Source organism: Sandaracinus amylolyticus (genome assembly GCF_000737325.1).
GTDB lineage: Bacteria > Myxococcota_A > Polyangia > Polyangiales > Sandaracinaceae > Sandaracinus > Sandaracinus amylolyticus.
This window is the reverse complement of sequence record NZ_CP011125.1, coordinates 4,023,815-4,044,047: the sequence shown is the minus strand read 5'-3', so window position 1 is coordinate 4,044,047 and position 20,233 is coordinate 4,023,815. Positions and strand designations below refer to the sequence as shown.

The window sequence follows — 20,233 nt, the reverse complement described above, 5'->3', positions numbered from 1 at the left end:
CCACGAGCGATCAGCGAAAATCCCAAGAATCAGGCCCGCAAGAAAGCGGGCGACTATCCCACTTCTCCGGGCCGCCGCAAGTGCGGCCCCGCCCGATGCTCGACACCGTCGATCGGCGGGAGCGACACGTCGCCCGCGAGCGCGCGCGACAGACGCGCGTGCAGCCGACCGTTGCTCGCGAGGATGCGACCGGCGTCGAGCGCGACCGGTGACCCGTCGAAGTCCGTGACGAGACCGCCCGCTTCGCGCACGAAGAGCGTGCTCGCGCCGACGTCCCACGGCTTCAGCCCGAGATCCCAGAACGCGTCGTACGATCCGTCGGCGACCATCGCGATCTCGATCGCGCTGGCGCCGCAACGTCGCACGCCGTGCGTCGCCGCGTCGAGCGCGAGGAACGCACGGTAGTTGTTGTCGCCGCGGCTCGCGCGCCAGGAGGGAAATCCCGTCGAGAGCAGCGCGTCGTCGAGGAGCGTCGTCTGCGACACCTGACAGCGCGCGCCGTTGCGGGTGACGCCGCCGCCGCGCGTGGCCGACCACTCGAGCGAGAGCGCGGGCGCGATCACGATGCCGACGACCGGCTCGCCCTCGTGCACCAGCGCCATCGAGACGCAGAAGAAAGGATGCCCGTGCGCGAAGTTCGTGGTGCCGTCGAGGGGATCGACGAACCACGCGAGCGCGCCGCCCTCCCCGCCGCCCTCTTCGCCGACGATGGCGTGCGAGGGGAAGCGCGCCGTCAGCTGCTCGCGGATGAGCGACTCGCTCGCGAGATCGGCGTCGGTGACGAGATCGCTGCGCGACTTCGACCGCACCTCGGGGGTGCCACGCCATCGGTCGGCGAGCACCTTCGCCGCGGCGCGGGCCACGGGCAGGGCGTCGCGGAGGATGGTGTCGAGGTCGTTCGCGTCGAGCGTCATCGGGGAGGTCGCGGCGCTCATCAGCAACGGGCGGGCCAGCGATCCGGACACGCGTACAGTGCTCGGAGGCGGGTCCCTTTTTCGGCTGATCGGCCGGAAATCGGTCCGTCGCCCTGCGAAGCGCGGGGTCCACAGTGTGAAACGGCGGCGACGTGGAGCCTGTCACACGCGAAACGCGCTACGCACAAGCGCGCAGCGTGCTTCGCACTTCGCATGTCCGAAGGCTTCGCCGAGCTCGCGATCCGTCGACCTCAGCGCTCGGCCAGCTTCGCCGAGCTCGCGATCGTTGATCTCAGCGCTCGGCCAGCTTCGCCGAGCTCGCGATCGTTGATCTCAGCGCTCGGCCAGCTTCGCCGAGCTCGCGATCGTTGATCTCAGCGCTCGGCCAGCTTCGCCGAGCTCGCAATCCGTTGATCTCAGCGCTCGGCCAGCTTCGCCGAGCTCGCAATCCGTTGATCTCAGCGCTGGGCCAGCTTCGCCGAGCTCGCGATCGTTGATCTCAGCGCTCGGCCAGCTTCGCCGAGCTCGCGATCGTTGATCTCAGCGCTCGGCCAGCTTCGCCGAGCTCGCGATCGTTGACCTCAGCGCTCGGCCAGCTTCGCCAAGCTCGCAATCCGTTGATCTCAGCGCTCGGCCAGCTTCGCCAAGCTCGCCATCGGTCACCCTACGGGTCGAGCAGCTTCGCCGAAGCCGTGAGCAGTCCGTGCGCGCGGAACCCAGGACTGGGAGTCCAGACGACTCGTCGTGACGGTCCGCGTCTCGCTCGCTACCCTCGCGCGCGATGATCTCCCGGCTCGGCGCGCTCGTTCTCTTCGTCCTCGCGCTCGGCTGCACCGAGGATCTCCAGCTGGGTGGGCTCTGCGCGTACGACAGCGACTGTCCCTCCGGGCTCGTGTGTGGCTTCGGGCGGTGCCGCGCGGAGTGCCGGCAGAGCGTGGACTGCGACCCGGGCGCGATGTGCCTCGTCGACGAGATGGGCGTGGGATCGTGCTCGGTCGTCGAGGACGTGTGCGAGCGCGACGAGCAGTGCCAGGGGGGCCTGCGGTGCGCGCTCGGGCGGTGCGTCGACGCATGCGAGGTCGACGGCGACTGCGCGCAGGGCGATCAGTGCTGGAGCGTGCCCTCGCTCGACATGGCGATCTGCGTGGACCCGCGCGCGCGGCCGGAGGCCGGTATGCCCGTCGAGCTCGACGGGGGCGCGGAGGTGCCCGACGCGGGCGTGGACGGCGGGCCGAGCGACGCCGGGATCGACGGCGGAACGTGCCGAGGGCCGGCGTGCGATCCGGTGCGGCGCGTCGCGCTGGGATGGCAGCACGCGTGCGCGGTGACCGAGTCGGGCCGCCTGTGGTGCTGGGGACGCGACGTCGCCGCCGAGGCCTCGGGCGTGCGCCCCGACGCGCCCGAGTGCGGGATCGAGTACTGCCGCGCGCGACCGGTTGAGGTGCTGCCCTTCGAAGAAGGGCGCGGCGCCGTCGATGTCGCGCTCGGCGACAGCTACTCGTGCGCGCTGATGGAGGACGGGAGCATCCAGTGCTGGGGCGGCGCGCGACCGACGCCCGAAGCGCTCACGCGCACGCCCGCCCTCGTCGAGCTTCCGCCCAACGGGGAGCCCGTGCGCGACGCGATCGCGATCCGCGCGGGACGGCGTCATCTCCTCTTCGAGCTCGCCGAGGGGATCTACGGCGCCGGAGAAGGAACGCGCGGCGAGCTGCAGGGCGCGGACGGGCCGACGCCGGTGCGCATCGACGATCGTCCGACGTCGAGCCGCTTCGCAGCGGGCGCGTTCTTCAGCTGCTCGGTCGAGAGCGGCGTCGCGTCGTGCTGGGGATCGAACCGCTTCCGTCAGCTCGGTCGCGCCGAGCCGATGCCGGCGGAGGGCGCGTTCGATCCGCAGCCGTCGCCCGTCGAGTCGATCGGGATCGGCGCGGTGGTCGATCTCGTGGTCGGGGGTCAGCACGCGTGCGCCGAGGACGCGGACGCGGTGATCACGTGCTGGGGCCACTCGCGCGACGCGTCGCCGACGCTCGCGGTGCCTGCGCGCGTCATCACCGGCGGCGCCGTGCTGCGCGATCTCGCGAGCGCGTCGAGCGCCGATCACCAGCTCACGTGCGCGCGCAGCGAAACGAGCCCGTCGCGCGCGTACTGCTGGGGGCGCCCCTCGTCGCCGAGCTTCTATCCTGCGGGCACCGTCGACACGACGCGCGCGGTCGCGATGTGGCCGTCGATGCTGGGCGACGTCTCGCAGGTCGCGACCGACGGCGCGACGGCGTGCGTGGTGAGCGGCGGAGACGTGCTCTGCTGGGGTGACAACTCGGCGGGTCAGCTCGCGCAGGGCGACGGCGCGGCGCACGACGGACCGGTGCGCGTCCGCTGGTGAGAGCGCGCGGCGATCGGTCCGCGAACCAGCGGACAATTCCTCGCTGAATCCGCCGCGCGCGCCCTTGCGGCGCGCGCGAGCGCCGTGCTAGGCAGCCCGACCGACGATGTTCGAGACCTTGACCAAGGGGTTCCGCGCCGCGCGGAACCGTCTCGCGGGCCTGACCGAGCTGAACGAGGAGAACCTCGAGCCGGCGCTCCGCGACGTGCGCCTCTCGCTGCTCGAGGCCGACGTCGAATTCGGCGTCGTGAAGCGTTTCCTCGGCCGCGTGAAGGAGTCGGTGATCGGCGAGACGATCACCAACGAGGTCGAGGCCAAGGGCAAGAAGATCAAGATCGGCCCGGCCGAGCGCTTCATCAAGGCATGCCAGGACGAGCTCGTCGGCATGATGAAGAGCGAGGGCCCGGCGCTCGTGCACGCCAAGGCCCCGCAGCCGACCGGCATCATGATGGTCGGCCTCCAGGGCTCCGGTAAGACGACCACGTCGGGCAAGCTCGCGCGTCTTCTCGAGTCGCAGGGGAAGAAGCCGCTCCTCGTCGCGGCCGACGTGCAGCGCCCGGGCGCGATCGAGCAGCTCAAGGTGCTCGGCGAGCGCCTCTCGATCCCGGTGTTCTCGATCCCCGGCGGTCGCCCCGTCGACATCTGCACGAAGGCGATCGACCACGCGCGCAAGCTCAAGCGCGACGTGATCATCTACGACACGGCGGGCCGTCTCGCGGTCGACGAGCCGCTGATGGTCGAGCTCCAGCAGATCAAGACGAACACGAAGGCGGACAACGTCTTCATGGTCGTCGACGCGATGATCGGTCAGGACGCCGTGAAGACGGCGGCCGCGTTCCACGAGCGCCTCGGCCTCACCGGCGTCGTGATGACGAAGCTCGACGGCGACGCGCGCGGCGGCGCCGCGCTGTCGATCCGCGAGGTCACGGGCGCGCCCGTGAAGTTCGTCGGCATGGGCGAGGGCCTCGACAAGCTCGAGGAGTTCCGCCCCGAGGGCATGGCCAGCCGGATCCTCGGCTTCGGCGATGTCGTCGGCCTGATGAAGGACTTCGAAGGCGTCGTCGACCAGAACAAGGCCGAGCAGGACGCCAAGCGGATGCTCGAGGGGCGCTTCACGCTCCACGACTTCCTGGAGCAGATCCGCATGCTCCAGAAGATGGGCCCGCTGCAGGACCTCTTCGAGAAGCTGCCCTTCTTCGCCGACAGCGTGCCCGAGGGCTTCCAGGTCGACGAGAAGGAGCTCAAGCGCGCCGAGGCGATCGTCAGCTCGATGACGAAGCGCGAGCGCATCGAGCCCGAGCTGTTCACGAAGGACAAGGGCCGCATCCAGCGCGTCGCGAAGGGCTCGGGGCGCAGCGACAAGGACGTCGTCGATCTGCTCCAGCGCTTCTCGTTCATGAAGCAGATGATGGGCGACATCGGCCAGCAGGCCGGGCTGCTCCAGCGCCTGCCGGGCATGAAGCAGATGGCGATGGCCAAGCGCCTGAACGAGATGGTGCGCACCACCGGTCTCGAGACGAACCCGATGATGTCGTCGCTCGCCGATCAGCTGCTCGAGGCGGCGGTCGCGGGCGAGGGCCCGATGGCCGCGATGATGCGCGGCCAGGGCGCGCCGAAGGCGATCAAGCCCGGCGACAAGAACAAGAAGAAGCACCTGCGCAAGCTTCAGAAGCAGGCGCGCAAGAAGTCGCGCAAGTGATTGTGAGCGCGGGGCCGCGTGCTCCGCGCAGGGAAATCGAGATCACGATGAAGAAGAGCGTCCTCGTCTTCCTTGTCGCTTCGCTCGCGATCGCTTCGCTCGCGATGCAGGCGTGCGTCGAGCAAGCGCCCGAGCTCAGCGCGGCGGAGCGCGAGCAGCTGCGCGAGAACATCTCGCGCGAGGCGCCGCATCCGCAGCACGAGCTCGACATCAACTTCGAGAACCGCGTGCGGCTGATCGGCTACGACGTCAGCACCGAGACGGTCACGCCGGGCCAGGCGTTCACGATCACGTGGTACTGGCACGCCCAGCGTCAGCTCGACGGCGGCTGGCAGATCTTCACGCACCTCGCGGACGGACGCGGCGAGAACCGCGTCAACGAGGACACCAACGGCGTCGTGCGCCAGCTCTACCAGCCGGGGCGCTGGCGCGAGGGCGAGTACATCGAGGACCCGCAGACGATCACGCTGCCGGCCGACTGGGGCTCGGATCAGATCGTCTTCTACCTCGGGCTGTGGAACGGCCCGCACCGCCTGTCGATCTCGCGCGGACCGAGCGACGGCGAGAACCGCGCGCGCGCGGCGCAGCTGAGCGTCGCGGCCGGTCCCACCGCGCAGGCCGCGCCCGAGGAGCGCCCCGCGCCGCCGCCGCCGTCGATCCGCGCGGAGCACGCGAGCACGCCGGTGCGCATCGACGGTCGGCTCGACGACGCCGCGTGGCGGGTGCCCGCGTCGACGGCGTTCGTGAACACCGTCACCGGCGCGCGCGGCGAGGTGCCCGCGACGGTGCGCACGCTCTGGGACGCGCAGAAGCTCTACGTCGCGTTCGAGGTCGACGACACGTTCCTGCGCAACACGCTCGAGGGTCGCGACGCGCACCTCTGGGAGCAGGACGCGGTCGAGATCATGGTCGATCCCGATGGCGACGGGCGGAACTACTTCGAGCTCCAGGTCTCGCCGACGGGCGAGGTGTTCGACACGCGCTACGACAGCCGTCGTGTCCCCGGTCCGATCGGTCACGCCGACTGGAACGCGGCGATCGAAGCGGCCGTCGCGACGCGCGGCACCGCGAACGACGACGGAGACGACGAGGGCTACAGCGTCGAGATCGCGATCCCGTGGAGCAGCTTCGTCACCGCCGACGGGACGGCGATGACCGCGCCGCCCGCGGAGAGCACGTGGCGCATGAACTTCTACGTGATGGACACGACGCGCAGCGGATCGCGCTCGTCCGGTTGGTCGCCGACGCTCGAGCGCGACTTCCACGTGCCCGCGCGCTTCGGTCGCGTGACGTTCGGACCGGCGCCGGTCGCCGCGGTCGAGCCCCCGGCCGAAGAAGCGCCGGTAGCGGCGGGTCGCGTCATCCAGATCTCGCCCGACGCGCAGCGTCAGCTGCGGCGCGCGATCGCGGCGGGCTCGCGTCCGTCGCCCGAGGTCGTGCGCCGGCACGGGTTCGAGCCGCTGCCGGAGTGAGCGCTCAGCAGAAGTCGCCGCCCGCCGGCGAGATGATGCGCCCCGGATCGATGCCCGCCTGAGTCAGCACGCGCGACCAGCGCTGCTCGGGATCCACGTCGAACACGATCGACGGATCGAGATCACCCGGCAGCCACGCGCCCTGACGGAACTCCGCGTCGAGCTGACCCTCGGCCCACCCCGCGTAGCCGAGCGCGAGCATCGAGCGACGGGGCGCGCCCTCGCGCGCGATGCGCTCGAGCAGGCGGCGCGACGCGCTGACCGCGAGGCGATCGTGGACGACCAGCGCGTCGTCGAGATCGGCGCTCGGCGCGTCGTGGGGATCGAAGAGGATCCACCCCGACTGCGGCGCGACCGGCCCGCCCGTGTAGATCGGCAGCGAGTCGCCGTTCGACGAGTCCAGACCGAGCGCGTCGACGACCTGACCGAACGAGAGCGGCGACGGGCGGTTCACCACGAAGCCGAGCGAGCCGTTGGGCCCGTGCTCGACCAGCAGGACGACGCCGCGCGAGAAGTTCGGATCGCGCAGGGTGGGCATCGCGACGACGAAGCCGGGCGCGAGATCGTTCTGCACGAGGTGCGATCCTGCCAGAGCGGCGCGACGGATGTCGAGCGCGCGCGAGCCCTCCTCGTGTCGAGGAGCGCCCGCGCGCGTTCGTGTGCTCAGCGCGCGATCAGCGGATCAGGTTGCGCTCTTCGGCCTCGGTCTTCGCGCGCTCCTTCGCGGCCTTCGCGCCTTCCTTCACCGAGTCGATCGCGACGTGGCGCGCCTCGTCGGCGATGCGCCGAGCACGACCGATCACCTGCTCGCGGCGCTGGCCGAGCAGCCGATCCTCGCGCCGCGTGTGCGGCAGCGCGAGGCCGAGCCCGATGCCCGCGAGCAGCGCGATCGCGCCGAACGCGATCGGGTTGGCGTCGAACGCCTCGTTGCTCGCGTCACGCGCGCGGTACGCGCGGTCGCGCGAGCTCTCCGCGAGCACGCGGCTGCGGTCCTTCGACCGCGACGCGAGCTGCGACGCGCGCCCCTTCACGTCCGACGCGAGGTGCGACGCGCGCCCCCTCACGTCCGACGCGTAGTGCGACGCGCGGTCGCGCGCATCGTGCGAAGCGCTCGAGAAGCGCCCCTTCATGTCGCGCGCTTTGCTGCCCACGCGGTCACGCGCCATGCGCGCGCGATCCTTCGCGGACCTGAGACCGTCGCTGGTCGTGGTCTCCTCGAACGTCTCGCCGAACGTCGTCTGCGTCGTCGACTCGCGCATCGAGCTCGGGATCGGGCCCATCACACCGGTCGCGTAGTCGACCGTCTCGTCCACCTCGACGTCGACGTCGAGGTCGACCAGCGGCTCCACGTCGAGCTCTTCGCTCGCGCGCAGCGGACGGAACGTCTCCCACACGAGCCAGCCCGCGCCGAGCCCGATCATCGCGACCGGGATCGGGTTCGCGCGCACCGCCGCGCCGAAGTCCGTCCCGACGCGCGACGCGTTGGACTTGACCATCGTCGCCGTCTCGCCGACGCGCTCCGCGAGGAGATCACGCGTCTCGTACGCGCGCTCCTTCAGGTGATCGCGCGTCTCGTACGCGCGCTCCTTCAGGTGATCGCGCGTCTCGTACGCGCGCTCCTTCACGGTCTCGCGGACCGCGTTGCGCGCGTACTCGGGCGTCAGCTTGCCCTCGATCGCGTCGATCTCCGAGGAGATGCGCTGCCGCGTGTCCTCGATGTCCTTCCGGATGTCGTCGATGTTCTCTTCGTTGTCGCTCATCGGACCGCCTCCCGCACCATACGGACGTCGTTCTTCACACTCCGGATCGACTCCTTCGGCGCGAGCTGCTCGCTCTGGAGCCGGTTCTTGCCCATCACCATCGCGGTCACGCCGGCTGCGATCAGCACGAAGCCGACGAGCAGCGCCGCGAGCCACGCCGGCATCACCAGCGCGAGCGCCAGCACGAGCGCGGCGGTGAGCGAGAGCAGACCGAGGTACGCGATCATCCCGCCCGCGCCGAGCACGATGCCCTGACGCTGCGCGGTCGTGATCTTCTGCTCGGTCTCCGCACGGAAGAGCTGCGCTTCCTTGCGGATCAACGTCATCGAGTCGTTCGAGAGATCGCGCAGCAGCTGCGGCAGCGAGCGATCGTGCATCGCCGCGCCGTCGCCGGTGCTCGTGATCGTCTCGCGCGTCTCGTTCCCACGCGTGTAGACCTCCACGGCGTCCTCCGATCAGCTCTGGTTGTCGCCGCCGCCGCCCGACGAGCCACCGAACGTGCCGCTCGGAGGCGAGTACGGATACGAGGTGCTCGGCGTCTGCGCGCTCGGGTACGACGAGCCGAACGACGAGCTCGGCGTGTTGCCGGGCGTCGTCACCGGCGTGCCCACGGGCTGCACCGGCGCGGTGACGACCGACTCGGCCTCCGGATACCCGGTGCCCACGTCGTAGCCGCCCGTCGCGTAGCCCTCTTCGACGTTCACGCCGCCGGGGCTGCTCTTGAAGAAGCGCCCGAGCACCATGCCGACGGCGAACGCGCCGCCGAGGAAGAGCGCGGGCTTCGTTCGCGCGAAGCGCTCGACTCCGTCGACGAGATCGATCGCCCGATGGTCGCGCAGGTAGCGCGACGCGCGCTCGATCTGATCCCCGAGCGTGTCGGCGTACTGTGAGAGCTCGGCCGACTGCTCGTCGCTCCGGAGGTTGTCGCCCGCTCCGCGCACGGCGTGCGCGATGTGCTCGAGCTGCTCCGCGAGTCGATCCTTGCCGAGCTCCGCGAGCGAGCGGATCTGCTCCTTCGCATTCTCTGCCTGATGCTTCGCCTGCTGCTCGAGGTCGCTCCTCGACCCCAGGCTGCCGGACGTCGGCTGCCCGATCCGGTTCTCGAGTTCCACCACTTCGACCTCCGCGAGTGAAAACGCGAAGGGGGACTTCGCAAGCGGAGTGCCGAAGACGCGTACATCTCTCGACACGGTGCATCGTGCGACCCCGCAGGAACGGCGCGGGACACGTCGCCCCGTCAGCGACGCACGAGCACGACGTAGAAGTACGAGTCAGTCCACGGAACCACGCGCTCCACGCGGAAATTCTCGTGGAGCCACGCGCTCGCGGCGAGGCGACGCTCGACGGGCTCGCCAGCGAGCCCCGTGACGCTCCCGTCGCGATCGATGCGCGGCGCCACGAACGAGCGCAGCACGATCACCGACGCGCCTCGGGCCGCGAGCAGCTCGGGCTCGACCGGTTTGTCGAGATGCGCTCCAGATCGACGACCGATGGTGGGATCGGTGATCCCACCGAGATCGACGACGTCGAACCCGCCCGTCCAGGGCAGGTAGCCCACGTCGACGAGCGCGACCGGACCATCTCCCGCGAGCCTGGCGAGATCCCGCGCGAGCGACGCGCCGACGCGGGCGCGCGTCTCTCCGATCTCTCTCGCGCGCGGGATCTGCACGAGCGCGTCGACCGCGGGCACGACGATCGCGAGCACGACAGCGGCGATCGCGATCCGCCTGCGCAGCCCTCGCGTCAGCGCGATCGCGCGCGCGCCGCCGATGCCCGCGAGCAGCGCGTACGCAGGCACGATCGGCGCGAACAGGCGGAACCCCGGCATCCAGTCGCCGCCCGCGATCGCCACCGCGGCGACGTGCGCCACGAGCGCGAGCCCGAGGAAGCGCAGCGTGCGCGCGCGACGCGCGGCGCGGAACGCGAGCAGCGCGCCGCCGCCGAGACCCGTCACGATCGCGAGGGCGCGCGCCACGTATCCGATCCCGCGCGCGAGCTCGCCGGGCTTCGCCTGCCACGCGAGCGGGATCGCCGATCCGAAGAGCGCGATGCGGAACGCGACGATCGAGAGCGCACCCAACGCGGCGATCGACAGCGCGATCTTCGCCTCGCGTCGATCGCGCGCGGCGCACGTCGCGATCAGCGCGGCGGCGAGGATCGCGGTCTCGGGCCGGAGCCACGCGAGCGCGGCGATCGCGGCGCCGAGGATCATGCCGCGCGGCGCGGGTCGCGCGATGGCAGCGAGGCACGCGATCGTCGCGGCGAGCGCCGCCATGCCCGTCTCGAGCCCCGCGACGCTCCAGATGCCGAGCGTCGCGCCGCTTCCCGCGATCAGCGCGACGAGCCAAGCGCTCGGGCCGCCCAGCGCATGCCGCGACGCCGCGCGACACGCGAGCGCGGCGGCGAGCGCGCCGCATGCGAGGCCGACGATCTTCGACGCGATCAGCGCATCGAGCCCGAGGAGCTCCGCGATCACGCCGGGCACGATCGCGAGCGGCCCGGTCACGCCGTCGGTGGCGGGCCCGTCGATCATCGTCCAGCCGAGCCCGTGCGCGAGCCGTCGCGCGTAGCGCGCGAGCACGTACGCGTCGTCGACCGTGTAGTCGAGCGCGGCCGCGCCGATCGCGACCACGAGCGCGGCGGCGAGCGCAGGCGGCGCGGCGCGCGCGCGATCGACGTGCCCCCGATCGAGCGGTGCGTTCGTCATCTCGGGTATGCTCGCTCCGGCCCTCGACGCGCGCGGCGATGGAACCCGGCACCCGCATCGGCAAGTACGTGATCGAGGCCCGCTTGGGCGAAGGGGGCAACGGCACCGTGTACGCGGCGCGCGACGGAGTGCTCGGCCGTCACGTCGCGTTCAAGGTGCTGCACCCGCACCTCGTCTCCGACGCGCAGATCGCGGCGCGCTTCCGACAAGAAGCGCAGGCGATGGCCCAGCTCAACCATCCCAACGTCGTGATCGTCCACGACTTCGTCGGCGAGGCCAACCGATGGGCGATCGTGATGGAGCTCGCCGTGAACGGCGAGACCCTCGGATCGCTGATCAAGCGCGCGGGACGCCTCGATCCGGCGCGCGCGGCTCGGCTGTGCACGCAGGTCGCGGCGGGTCTCGGTCATGCCCATGCGCGCGGCATCGTGCACCGAGACGTGAAGCCCGCGAACGTCCTCGTGCTGCGCGACGGGGGCAGCGAGGTCGCGAAGATCACCGACTTCGGCATCGCGCGCGTCGCGAACGGAGAGCGACGCACCCAAGCGCAGCTGACGCTCGGGACGCTCTGGTACATCGCGCCCGAGCAAGCACAGAACTCGAGCGTCGACGCGCGCGCCGACGTGTACTCGCTCGGCGCGACGCTCTACGAGGCGCTCACCGGGAGCGTGCCCTTCCCTTACGACAACGCGGCGCGCGTGCTCGCCGCGCACATCTCGGAGATGCCGCGCCCGCCCTCGACGCGCGCGCCCGGGATCCCCGAGGTGCTCGACGAGCTCGTGCTGCGCTGTCTCTCGAAGAACCCCGACGAGCGCCCGCGCGACGGCGATCAGCTCGCGGCGCTGCTCGGCGCGATCACCCAGCGCGCGGCAGCGATTCCGTCGACGCAGGTCGCGAGCGCGCCGGCGATCCCACAGCCTGCGCCCGTCCCGCCGGCCGCGGACGTCGCGCCGCCCGGGCCCGCAGCGCCGGCGTCGCGCCTCACGCGCGAGGACAGCCAGGTCGGGATGTGGATCGGCATCGGCGGGCTCGTGCTGCTCAGCAGCGTGTGCCTGCTCGGGAGCTTCCTCTGCGTGCTGACGGGCTTCCTCCGCTGAGGGCGCGCTCCTCGCTCCTCGACACACACGCGTGACATCGCGCACGCGAGACCTGCTACCCTCCGCACGCGATGCTCCGCACGCGCGTCGTCGCCGGCTGGACCTCGTCGATCGTGCTCGCGCTGGTCTTCGCGACGCTCGTCACGATGTTCGCGCGCATCGAGGTCTTCGTGGAGCCGCTCCGCGTGGTCCCGGGCGAGCCTGCTCCAGTCACGCTGCGCCTCGCGCCCACGCGCATCCACGCGACCGAGGACGGCCACGTCCGTCCGATCCGCATGATCGCACCCCGCGTCGCGCGCGGTGAGATCGTCGAGGATCCGGTCACCGCAGCGCTCGTGACGTCGTACGAGGAAGCGCGCCGCCCGCCGCGCGCCGACGAGATCCTCGGGCTCTTCGCGGTCTACTTCTTCCTCGGCCTCCTCGCCGCGACGTGGCTGCGCATGCTGAGCCCGGGGCGCGGCGCGCTGATGCGCACGCAGCTCGGTCTGCTCGGCATCACGCTGCTGCTCGTCTCGTACGCGAAGCTCTATTTCCTGCTCACGGACGCAGCGACGACGCTCGTCCCGATCGGCGCGCTCTCGCTGTGGGTGCGCGTGTATCTCGATCGCCGCACTGCGTTCATGATCGCGCTCGTCGCGAGCTGCGTCGTCGCGTCGATGGCGGACTTCGATCCCATCGCCGCGGTGGTCTTCCTCGCGTGCGGCATGAGCCCGGTGCTGCTCGTGCGCGATCGCAAGAAGACGTGGACGATGCTGCCCGCGGGCGTCGCCGGCGGCATCGCGGGCGCTGCGCTCTTCGCGGCCGCGCGCGTGCTCTTCGTCGGCGAGTTCGATCTCGACGCGGAGCTCGCGCAGCCGCTGCGCTCCGACTTCCTCGGCGCGCTCGCGTCGGGCCCGCTCGCCGGCATCGTCGCGGTCGGGTTCCATCCGCTCTCGTGGCGCGCGCTCGGCGCGGTGTCGCGACAGCGCTTGCTCGAGCTCTCGGATCTCGATCAGCCGCTGCTCCGCAAGATGGCGAAGGAAGCGCCGGGCTCGTGGGAGCACGCGCGCGCGATGGCGAACCTCGCGGAGGCCGCCGCGAACGCGATCGGCGGCGACGCGCTGCTCACGCGCGTCGGCGCCTACTACCACGACCTCGGCAAGACGATTCAGCCGAAGCTCTTCGTCGAGAACCTCACGCGCGGCGAGCAGACGCCGCACGCGCAATACGAGCCCGACGTGAGCGCCGACGCGATCATGGCGCACGTCGTCGAGGGCACGAACATCCTGCGCCGCGGCGGCGTGCCCGAGCCCGTCGTGGAGTTCGCGTACACCCACCACGGCACGAGCGTGATCGAGTTCTTCTGGCACAAGACGCTCGAGGCCGGGAACCCGAAGGGCCGCGACGAGTCGTTCTTCCGCTATCCCGGCATGCGCCCGCGGACGAAGGAGACGGCGATCCTCATGCTCGTCGACTCCATCGAGGCCGCGTCGCGCACGATCGACCCGCCGGAGCGCGACAAGTTCGAGGAGATGGTGCAGCGCATCGTCTTCGTGAAGCTGCGCCAGGGTCAGCTCGACGAGTCGGGGCTCACGCTCGCGGACCTGCGCACACTGACGACGCAGCTCGTCGACACGCTCTGCAACGTGCACCACTCGCGCATTCGCTATCCGTGGCAGGACCGGAAGGACAAGGGCGAGAAGCAGCTCCCCATCCCCGGCGCGGCCACCGAGGAAGAAGTCGTGCGCGCGCGCGCCGAGGCCGAGGAGCGCGAGGCCGACGCCACCCCCGAGAGCGAGACGCGCCCGACCGACAACGCACCCGAGGATCACGACGACCATGACCACCACTGATCGCAGCTTCATGAAGTCGCTCTTCGGCGGGGTGATCGAGCAGGACCTCGTCTTCCCGTATCCGGAGCTCAAGGCCGACGAGCGCGAGAACCTCTCGCTGATGCTCGACAACGTGCAGAAGTTCTGCGAGACGCGCGTCGACTCCAAGAAGATCGACAAGGAGCACACGATCCCCGAGGAGGTGCTCGCGGGCATGAAGGAGCTCGGGCTCTTCGGCCTGTCGATCCCCGAGGAGTACGGCGGCCTCGGCCTCAGCACGACGTCCTATGCGCGCGTGATGCAGGAGGTCGCGGCGTACGACGCGTCGCTCGCGGTCACGATGGGCGCCCACCAGTCGATCGGCTGCAAGGCGATCGTGCTGCTCGGCACCGAGGCGCAGAAGCGCAAGTACCTGCCGCGCCTCGCGAGCGGCGAGCAGGTCGCCGCGTTCGCGCTCACCGAGCCCGGCGCGGGCAGCGACGCGGCGAGCATCACGACGCGCGCGGAGCTCTCGCCCGACGGCGAGCACTACGTGCTCAACGGCTCGAAGATCTGGATCACGAACGGCGGCTTCGCCGACGTGTTCACCGTGTTCGCGCGCACCACCGAGCTCGATCCGAGCGCGAAGCCGAAGATCACCGCGCTGATCGTCGAGCGCGCGCACGGCGTGAAGAACGGCCCGAACGAAGAGAAGATGGGCATCCGCGGCTCGTCGACGACCGAGATCTTCTTCGACGACGTGCGCGTGCCGGCGGGCAACGTGATCGGCGAGGCGGGGCGCGGCTTCAAGGTCGCGATGGAGGTGCTCAACAACGGGCGCCTCGGCCTCGCGGCGGGCTGCGTCGGCGCGAGCAAGCGCCTGATCGACATGGCGACCGAGCGCGTGAACGAGCGCAAGGCGTTCGGCCGCAGCATCGGCGACTTCGGGATGATCAAGGAGAAGATCGCGCGGATGGTCTGCGAGACCTACGCGCTCGAGTCGATGACCTACCTGACGACCGGGCTCGTCGACGCGAAGGTCGCCGACTACTCGGTCGAGAGCGCGATCTGCAAGGTGTTCGGCAGCGAGACGCTGTGGAACGTCGTGAACGAGACGCTGCAGATCGCCGCGGGCATCGGGTACATGGTCGAGTACCCGTACGAGCGCCTGATGCGCGACTCGCGCATCAACATGATCTTCGAGGGCACGAACGAGATCCTGCGCGCGTTCATCGCGCTCGCCGGCATGCAGGGCCCGGGGCGGCAGCTCGCGGAGGTCGCGCGCGCGATGCGCGAGCCGATCAAGGGCTTCGGCCCGCTCAGCGAGTACGTGATCCAGCGCGCCCGCAGCGTGATCGGCCGCGAGCGCCTCAGCCGCGCGCACCCGGTGCTCGCGCGCGAGACCGTGCTCTTCGAGCAGCAGACCGCCGCGCTCGCCGCGGCGACCGAGCGCGTGCTGCGCAAGCACGGCAAGGACATCGCGGAGAAGCAGTTCGTGCAGAAGCGCATCGCCGAGGTCGCGATCGATCTCTACGCGATGGCGGCGACGCTCTCGCGCACGACGCGCGCGATCGAGGCGCGCGGCGAGGAAGGCGCGCGCCGCGAGATCGAGCTGTGTCAGGGCTTCGCGGTGATCGCCGAGAAGCGCCTCGCGGATCGTCTCGGCGAGATGGAGCGCGACAGCGACGAGCTGCTCAAGAGCATCGCGACCCGCGCGTACGAGGACCGCGGGTATCCGCTCGACATCGTTTGAGCACCAACCTTCTCGCTACCACACGAGCGCGCTCACGAGCACGATCGGCCACGCCCACAGCGCCAGCCCCGCGACCCACCACGCCGCGAGCCGCGCCACGTCCGCCACTCCGGGCTCGATCTCGCGATCGAGCCCGAGCCGCTTCCGCGCATCCTCGACGCGCTCCTCGAGCATCCGCTCGTCGAGCTCGCTCGCCGCATAGAGGCTCTGGCTCCGTCGCCCCCGCGCGAACGCGGCGAGCACCGCGCGCGGCGCGATGAACACGCCGTACTGCATCGCGAAGAGGTTCAGCACCCACGCCGCGAGGTGCCCACCGCATCCCGCGCCGATCTCCCACGCCGCGATCTCCGACTCACCGGTCCAGTCCGCCGCGTACCCGGTGAGCACGTGGTGCAGGTCGTGGAGCTTCACCGCGCGCCGCCGCGCATCGCTGTTCGGAAAGCCGATCGGGACGCCCGCGATCTTCTTCAGCTCGACCCACGTCGCTTCGTACCCGCCGTCGCCGAAGCCCCACGCGTCGAAGTACTTCTTCCGCGCTTCGCGGAGCGAGAGCGTTCCTTCGTAGACGACCGTTCCTGCTGCTGCTTGCACGATCCACCCTCCTCTGCGAGGCCGCGCACCAAGAGCTCGAGCGACGCGCGCAGGTGCGCGCGCGCCGCGTCGACGCTCGGCAGCGACCCACCGAGCCACCCCATCAGCGCGAGGATGTAGAGGCCGAACACCGTCACCGCCGCGAGCATCGACGGCGCGTCCGCGCGCACCGCGCCCGCCTGCTTGTGCTGCTCGATGCGCTCCGCCAGCGCGCCGACGAACGCGGCGTCGATCTCCTCGCGCGCGCGCCGCGCGCCGTCGGACGCGAACGCGAGCTCCTTCACGAAGATGCGCGCGAGCTCCGGATCCTTCGCGTACATCGCGAAGAAGCGCCCGAAGATCGCGTCGAGCTCGGCGATGAGACCGCCCTCCGTCTGCAGCCCGAGCGCCTGCGCGGACGTGCGACGGATGCGGTCCTGGAAGACCATCGCGACGAGATCGACCTTCGTCGGCGCGTAGAGGAACACCGTCCCCTTCGCGATGCCGGCGCGCTCCGCGACGGCCTGCGTCGTCGTCGCGTCGAAGCCGCGCTCCTTGAAGAGCGCGGCCGCGGCCTCGCGGATCGCCGCTTCCTTCTCCGCCTTCTTGCGCTCGCGGAGCCCCGCTCCGTCGTGCTCGTCGCGATTCATGACCCGAGTCATTTATGACCGTGGTCACTTTCGTCGTCAAGCACTGGCGCGTGCGGCCGCCACTTGCGGCCGATCCGGCGAACGTGGACGATCCGACTCTTCCTCGGAGGTCCCGCTCGATGCATCGCTTGCCGTTGATCCTCGTCGCCGCGCTCCTCGTCACGAACGTCACGGCCTGCGCGTCGGGAGGAGGAGGCGGCGGAGGCGGAGGCGACGCCGACGGCGGCCCGACGACCGTCGACTCCGGACCGCGCGAGGACGGCGGCACCACGCGGCGCGACGCGTCGACCGGCACCTGCGGCGAGGGCCAGCACGCGTGCGGCGGCGGGTGCATCGACGACCTGCCGAACGAGCCCGCGAACGGCTGTCGTCTCGGCTGCGGCGAGGCGTGCCCCGCGCCGCCCGGCATGGGCACGACGATCTGCAACGCCGCCGGCGGGTGCGACTTCGAGTGCACGCCCCCGTTCCATCGCGACGGCGATGCGTGCGTCTGCGTGGCGCGCACGTGCGAGGAGATGGGCGCGATGTGCGGCGCGCCCGACGACGGCTGCGGCACGCCGCTCGACTGCGGCACCTGCGGCGCGGGCGGCTCGTGCATCGACGGCCGCTGCGCGTGCGCGCCCGACGCCAGCGAGCCGAACGAGTCGCACACCACCGTGTCGAGCCGCGGCACCTACGCCGACTCCGACGATCCCGACTTCGCGATCACGATGGTCAACCTCGACGACGATCGCGACGAGGACTGGTTCCGCTACGAGATCACCGACAGCAACACCGACAACGCGGTGATCACGGTCACGCTCGACGACATCCCCGCGGGCAGCGACTACCGCCTCGCGGCCTATTACGACTGCGGCTCGGATCCCGACCTCACGACGTGCACCGCGGGGACCGCGGACAACATGGTCGGCCGCGGATGCACCTCGGACGCTGCGGGCACGGCGAGCGAGACCGTGACGCTCGACACCGACTGCGATCGCTTCCTCAGCTCGAACGACAGCGGCGCGCTCTTCGTGCGCGTCACGTCGAGCACGTTCGGCGGCAGCTGCGAAAACTACAGCGTGCAGATCCGGGTGCGCTGAGCGGCGCGACGTTCAGCGCTCGCGACGTACGCGCGACACGAGCTTCGGCGGCTCGAGCCGGCCATCACCCGGGTCGAGCCGCGCGTCGTGCCGCGCGATGACGCGCAGGTTCACGACGTTGATCAGCACGTGCGCGACGATCGGCCCTTCGAGCGCGCCGGTCAGCTCGAACACCCCGCCGAGCACGAAGCCCATCACGACCGCCCACACGGTCCACGGCAGGAGCTCGCGGCGCGGCGCCACGTGCAGGAGCCCGAAGCCGATCGACGTCCCGACGTAGCCGAGCCACGGCTGCAGCGCCCCACGGAAGAGCAGCTCTTCCGCCACCCCGCTCGCCACGCCCAGCAGCACGAGCTGCGCGCCGCTCGCGCCCTCGAGCAACGTCTTGAGCTCGGTGCGCAGCGCGCGCGCCCAGCGCGTCCGCGCGAGCAGCGAGCGCGTCGACGTGATCGTGATCACGGCGATCACCAGACCGAGGCCCATCGACACGATGCTCGCCGCGCCGCCGAGGTCGAGGATCGCCGACGGATGTCTCGCGATCATCGGTCGCCCGAGCGCGACCCCGAGGCCGAGCGCCACGACGATCGTCGCGGCGTACGCGATCAGCGCACCGGTGATGCGTCGGCGGCTCACGAGTGTTTCCTCGCACGAGACGTGAGATGCAGCGTTGACACCCCCGCCCCACGCGACCTACACCAGCGGCCCCACGCGATCGATCTGTCCACCCAGTTCCTTCTCGGGCAAGATCCGTCACCCGAGGTCCACGAGGCCTTTCTCCCGCGCACGCCTCTCCCACGGACGACGTGCGCGTGACGAGGGCCGCCGCTCCTCGGGCTCGTAGTCGATGGAATACCACGGTCACGACGAAGCGCCGCGCATCCTGGTCGTCGACGACGAGAAGGTGATCCGCGAGATCCTCGCGGACTTCCTCTCGATGGAAGGCTTCTGGGTCCGCACCGCGGAGGACGGAAGCGCCGCGCTCGTCGAGCTCTCGCGACACCACTACGACCTGGTCCTCAGCGACCTGAAGATGCCCAACATGGGCGGGCTCGAGCTGCTGCAGGCGATCAGCAAGCACACGCCCAACGTCGTCACGGTGATCATGACGGGCTTCGGCACCGTCGAGACCGCGATCGACGCGATGAAGCGCGGCGCGTACGACTACATCCTCAAGCCCTTCAAGGTCGAAGAGGTCGTCCACACGATCCGCCGCGGGCTCGAGAAGCAGAAGCTCACCGCGGAGAACCTGCGCCTCAAGGAGTCGCTCTCGCTCTACAAGGTGAGCGAGGCGATCGCCGCGTCCCTCTCGCTCGAAGAGGTGATGCACACGGTCACGGACGCCGCGATCCACGAGCTCGACGCCGATCAGGTGTCGATCGTGCTCAAGGACGGGATGGGCGGCTTCTTCGAGCGCGGCCGCGAGCTGCACCCGGACTTCCGCCCGGTGTCGGAGCTCGCGTCGCTCGATGCGAGCGCGCTCTCGCGCTTCTTCCAGGAGGACCAGCCGCTGCGCGTGCACGGCTCGCAGGTCTTCGACTACGTCAAGGCGAGCGAGACCGGCATGAAGCCGCACTCGCTCGTCGTGTGCCCACTCCGCATGCGCAAGGAGAACGTCGGCTTCCTCGGCGTCTTCAGCTACACGCGCGGCAAGAAGTTCGACGAAGGCCAGCGCAAGCTCTTGCTCATGGTCGCGCACCGCGCCGCGGCCGCGATCGAGAACGCGAAGCTGTACGAGGACCTCAAGGCGACGTTCCAGCAGACGATCAAGGGCCTCGCGAGCGCGATCGACAAGATGGATCGCTACACGTCGGGCCACTCGGAGCGCGTCGCGGCGTACGCGCAGATCCTCGCGATCAAGCTCGGCCTGCCCGAGGAGCAGGTCGAGATCGCGCGCCAAGCCGCGCTGATGCACGACATCGGCAAGATCGGCTGCGTGATGAACCTGAACAAGCCGGGGAAGCTCTCGCAGGAGGACTACGAGGTCTTCAAGCGACACCCCGACTTCGGGCGCGACATCCTCGAGCCGATCACGTTCCTGCACCCGCTGATCCCCGGCGTGCACCTGCACCACGAGCGCTGGGACGGGCGCGGCTACCCGCTCGGGCTCAAGGCGCAGGAGATCCCGCTGCTCGCGCGCATCATCTCGGTCGCGGACACGTACGACGCGATGACGAGCGACCGCGCGTATCGCAAAGCGCTCCCGCACGACGTCGCGGTGAACGAGATCCTGCGCTGCGCGGCATCGCAGTTCGATCCCGACTGCGCGCACGAGTTCCACGAAGCGATCGAAGCGGACCGCGAAGAGAAGCAGGCGAACGGCGAGCCCGTTCCCGAGTGACGAGCCTTCAGGAGAGCCTTTCTT

General features: G+C 70.5%; 16 protein-coding genes. 8 read left to right on the top strand and 8 right to left on the bottom strand.

The genetic code is table 11. From position 1 onward, the window contains the following. Positions 1 to 53: 53 nt before the first annotated feature. Positions 54 to 965, bottom strand: a complete 912-nt coding sequence (locus tag DB32_RS17210; RefSeq protein ID WP_157069114.1) for an inositol monophosphatase family protein — start codon at positions 963 to 965, stop codon at positions 54 to 56. A 730-nt stretch (positions 966 to 1,695) separates the two neighbouring features. On the opposite strand from DB32_RS17210, the gene DB32_RS17205 reads away from it, so the two are divergent. The 3 genes from DB32_RS17205 (at position 1,696) to DB32_RS17195 (ending at position 6,462) form a co-directional block, all read left to right on the top strand. Further along, positions 1,696 to 3,291: an RCC1 domain-containing protein gene (locus DB32_RS17205; RefSeq protein ID WP_053233547.1), complete on the top strand. Its 1,596-nt coding sequence runs from the start codon at positions 1,696 to 1,698 to the stop codon at positions 3,289 to 3,291. A gap of 106 nt (positions 3,292 to 3,397) precedes the next feature. Beyond that, positions 3,398 to 4,990: a signal recognition particle protein gene (gene ffh / locus DB32_RS17200; RefSeq protein ID WP_053233546.1), complete on the top strand. Its 1,593-nt coding sequence runs from the start codon at positions 3,398 to 3,400 to the stop codon at positions 4,988 to 4,990. Positions 4,991 to 5,037: 47 nt separating this feature from the next. Next, positions 5,038 to 6,462: a carbohydrate-binding family 9-like protein gene (locus DB32_RS17195; RefSeq protein WP_053233545.1), complete on the top strand. Its 1,425-nt coding sequence runs from the start codon at positions 5,038 to 5,040 to the stop codon at positions 6,460 to 6,462. A gap of 4 nt (positions 6,463 to 6,466) precedes the next feature. Here the strand turns inward: DB32_RS17195 and DB32_RS17190 are convergent, their stop codons facing one another. From DB32_RS17190 to DB32_RS46815, 5 genes are all read right to left on the bottom strand, one after another. Next, positions 6,467 to 7,036, bottom strand: coding sequence for a YqgE/AlgH family protein (locus DB32_RS17190; RefSeq protein WP_053233544.1), 570 nt, complete (start codon positions 7,034 to 7,036; stop codon positions 6,467 to 6,469). Positions 7,037 to 7,136: 100 nt separating this feature from the next. Beyond that, positions 7,137 to 8,222 (bottom strand): DUF3618 domain-containing protein, encoded by a 1,086-nt coding sequence (locus tag DB32_RS17185; protein WP_053233543.1) that lies wholly within the window; start codon positions 8,220 to 8,222, stop codon positions 7,137 to 7,139. Beyond that, the gene (locus tag DB32_RS17180; RefSeq protein WP_053233542.1) at positions 8,219 to 8,665 is read right to left on the bottom strand and encodes a phage holin family protein; all 447 of its coding nucleotides are present in this window, start codon (positions 8,663 to 8,665) and stop codon (positions 8,219 to 8,221) included. The genes DB32_RS17185 and DB32_RS17180 overlap by 4 nt, the downstream gene beginning before the upstream one ends. 12 nt (positions 8,666 to 8,677) lie before the next feature. Continuing rightward, positions 8,678 to 9,334, bottom strand: coding sequence for a hypothetical protein (locus tag DB32_RS17175; RefSeq protein ID WP_053233541.1), 657 nt, complete (start codon positions 9,332 to 9,334; stop codon positions 8,678 to 8,680). A 125-nt stretch (positions 9,335 to 9,459) separates the two neighbouring features. Next, the gene (locus DB32_RS46815) at positions 9,460 to 10,929 is read right to left on the bottom strand and encodes a hypothetical protein (RefSeq protein ID WP_053233540.1); all 1,470 of its coding nucleotides are present in this window, start codon (positions 10,927 to 10,929) and stop codon (positions 9,460 to 9,462) included. A gap of 38 nt (positions 10,930 to 10,967) precedes the next feature. Between DB32_RS46815 and DB32_RS17165 the strand changes: the two genes are divergently transcribed. The 3 genes from DB32_RS17165 to DB32_RS17155 all read left to right on the top strand — a co-directional run bounded on the left by DB32_RS17165 (position 10,968) and on the right by DB32_RS17155 (position 15,569). After that, on the top strand, positions 10,968 to 12,026 hold the full coding sequence (locus DB32_RS17165) for a serine/threonine-protein kinase (protein ID WP_053233539.1): 1,059 nt from the start codon (positions 10,968 to 10,970) through the stop codon (positions 12,024 to 12,026). 71 nt (positions 12,027 to 12,097) lie between these two features. Continuing rightward, positions 12,098 to 13,858, top strand: coding sequence for an HDIG domain-containing metalloprotein (locus DB32_RS17160; RefSeq protein WP_053233538.1), 1,761 nt, complete (start codon positions 12,098 to 12,100; stop codon positions 13,856 to 13,858). Then, a complete protein-coding gene (locus tag DB32_RS17155; RefSeq protein ID WP_053233537.1) occupies positions 13,845 to 15,569 on the top strand; it encodes an acyl-CoA dehydrogenase family protein in 1,725 nt (574 codons plus the stop codon). Before DB32_RS17160 ends, DB32_RS17155 begins: the two co-directional genes overlap by 14 nt. 467 nt (positions 15,570 to 16,036) lie before the next feature. Here the strand turns inward: DB32_RS17155 and DB32_RS17150 are convergent, their stop codons facing one another. Further along, positions 16,037 to 16,789 (bottom strand): TetR/AcrR family transcriptional regulator, encoded by a 753-nt coding sequence (locus DB32_RS17150; RefSeq protein ID WP_053233536.1) that lies wholly within the window; start codon positions 16,787 to 16,789, stop codon positions 16,037 to 16,039. Positions 16,790 to 16,908: 119 nt separating this feature from the next. Here DB32_RS17150 and DB32_RS17145 point away from each other — a divergent pair, with 119 nt between their 5' ends. After that, positions 16,909 to 17,871, top strand: a complete 963-nt coding sequence (locus DB32_RS17145; protein ID WP_053233535.1) for a hypothetical protein — start codon at positions 16,909 to 16,911, stop codon at positions 17,869 to 17,871. Between the two features lie 12 nt (positions 17,872 to 17,883). On the opposite strand, the gene DB32_RS17140 is transcribed toward DB32_RS17145, so the two are convergent. After that, complete coding sequence (locus DB32_RS17140) at positions 17,884 to 18,504, bottom strand: CPBP family intramembrane glutamic endopeptidase (protein ID WP_053233534.1); 621 nt, start codon at positions 18,502 to 18,504, stop codon at positions 17,884 to 17,886. A gap of 211 nt (positions 18,505 to 18,715) precedes the next feature. On the opposite strand from DB32_RS17140, the gene DB32_RS17135 reads away from it, so the two are divergent. Continuing rightward, positions 18,716 to 20,209 carry an HD domain-containing phosphohydrolase gene (locus DB32_RS17135; protein WP_053233533.1) on the top strand — a complete coding sequence of 498 codons (1,494 nt, stop codon included), beginning with the start codon at positions 18,716 to 18,718 and terminating at the stop codon, positions 20,207 to 20,209. Positions 20,210 to 20,233: the final 24 nt, after the last annotated feature.

What these genes read in the sequence shown, in the direction of transcription:
- DB32_RS17205 (WP_053233547.1), top strand. Translation starts at nt 1,696, where the DNA reads ATGATCTCCCGGCTCGGCGCGCTCGTTCTCTTCGTCCTCGCGCTCGGC.
- ffh (WP_053233546.1), top strand. Translation starts at nt 3,398, where the DNA reads ATGTTCGAGACCTTGACCAAGGGGTTCCGCGCCGCGCGGAACCGTCTC.
- DB32_RS17195 (WP_053233545.1), top strand. Translation starts at nt 5,038, where the DNA reads ATGAAGAAGAGCGTCCTCGTCTTCCTTGTCGCTTCGCTCGCGATCGCT.
- DB32_RS17185 (WP_053233543.1), bottom strand. Translation starts at nt 8,222, where the DNA reads ATGAGCGACAACGAAGAGAACATCGACGACATCCGGAAGGACATCGAG.
- DB32_RS46815 (WP_053233540.1), bottom strand. Translation starts at nt 10,929, where the DNA reads ATGACGAACGCACCGCTCGATCGGGGGCACGTCGATCGCGCGCGCGCC.
- DB32_RS17165 (WP_053233539.1), top strand. Translation starts at nt 10,968, where the DNA reads ATGGAACCCGGCACCCGCATCGGCAAGTACGTGATCGAGGCCCGCTTG.
- DB32_RS17160 (WP_053233538.1), top strand. Translation starts at nt 12,098, where the DNA reads ATGCTCCGCACGCGCGTCGTCGCCGGCTGGACCTCGTCGATCGTGCTC.
- DB32_RS17155 (WP_053233537.1), top strand. Translation starts at nt 13,845, where the DNA reads ATGACCACCACTGATCGCAGCTTCATGAAGTCGCTCTTCGGCGGGGTG.
- DB32_RS17150 (WP_053233536.1), bottom strand. Translation starts at nt 16,789, where the DNA reads ATGAATCGCGACGAGCACGACGGAGCGGGGCTCCGCGAGCGCAAGAAG.
- DB32_RS17145 (WP_053233535.1), top strand. Translation starts at nt 16,909, where the DNA reads ATGCATCGCTTGCCGTTGATCCTCGTCGCCGCGCTCCTCGTCACGAAC.
- DB32_RS17135 (WP_053233533.1), top strand. Translation starts at nt 18,716, where the DNA reads ATGGAATACCACGGTCACGACGAAGCGCCGCGCATCCTGGTCGTCGAC.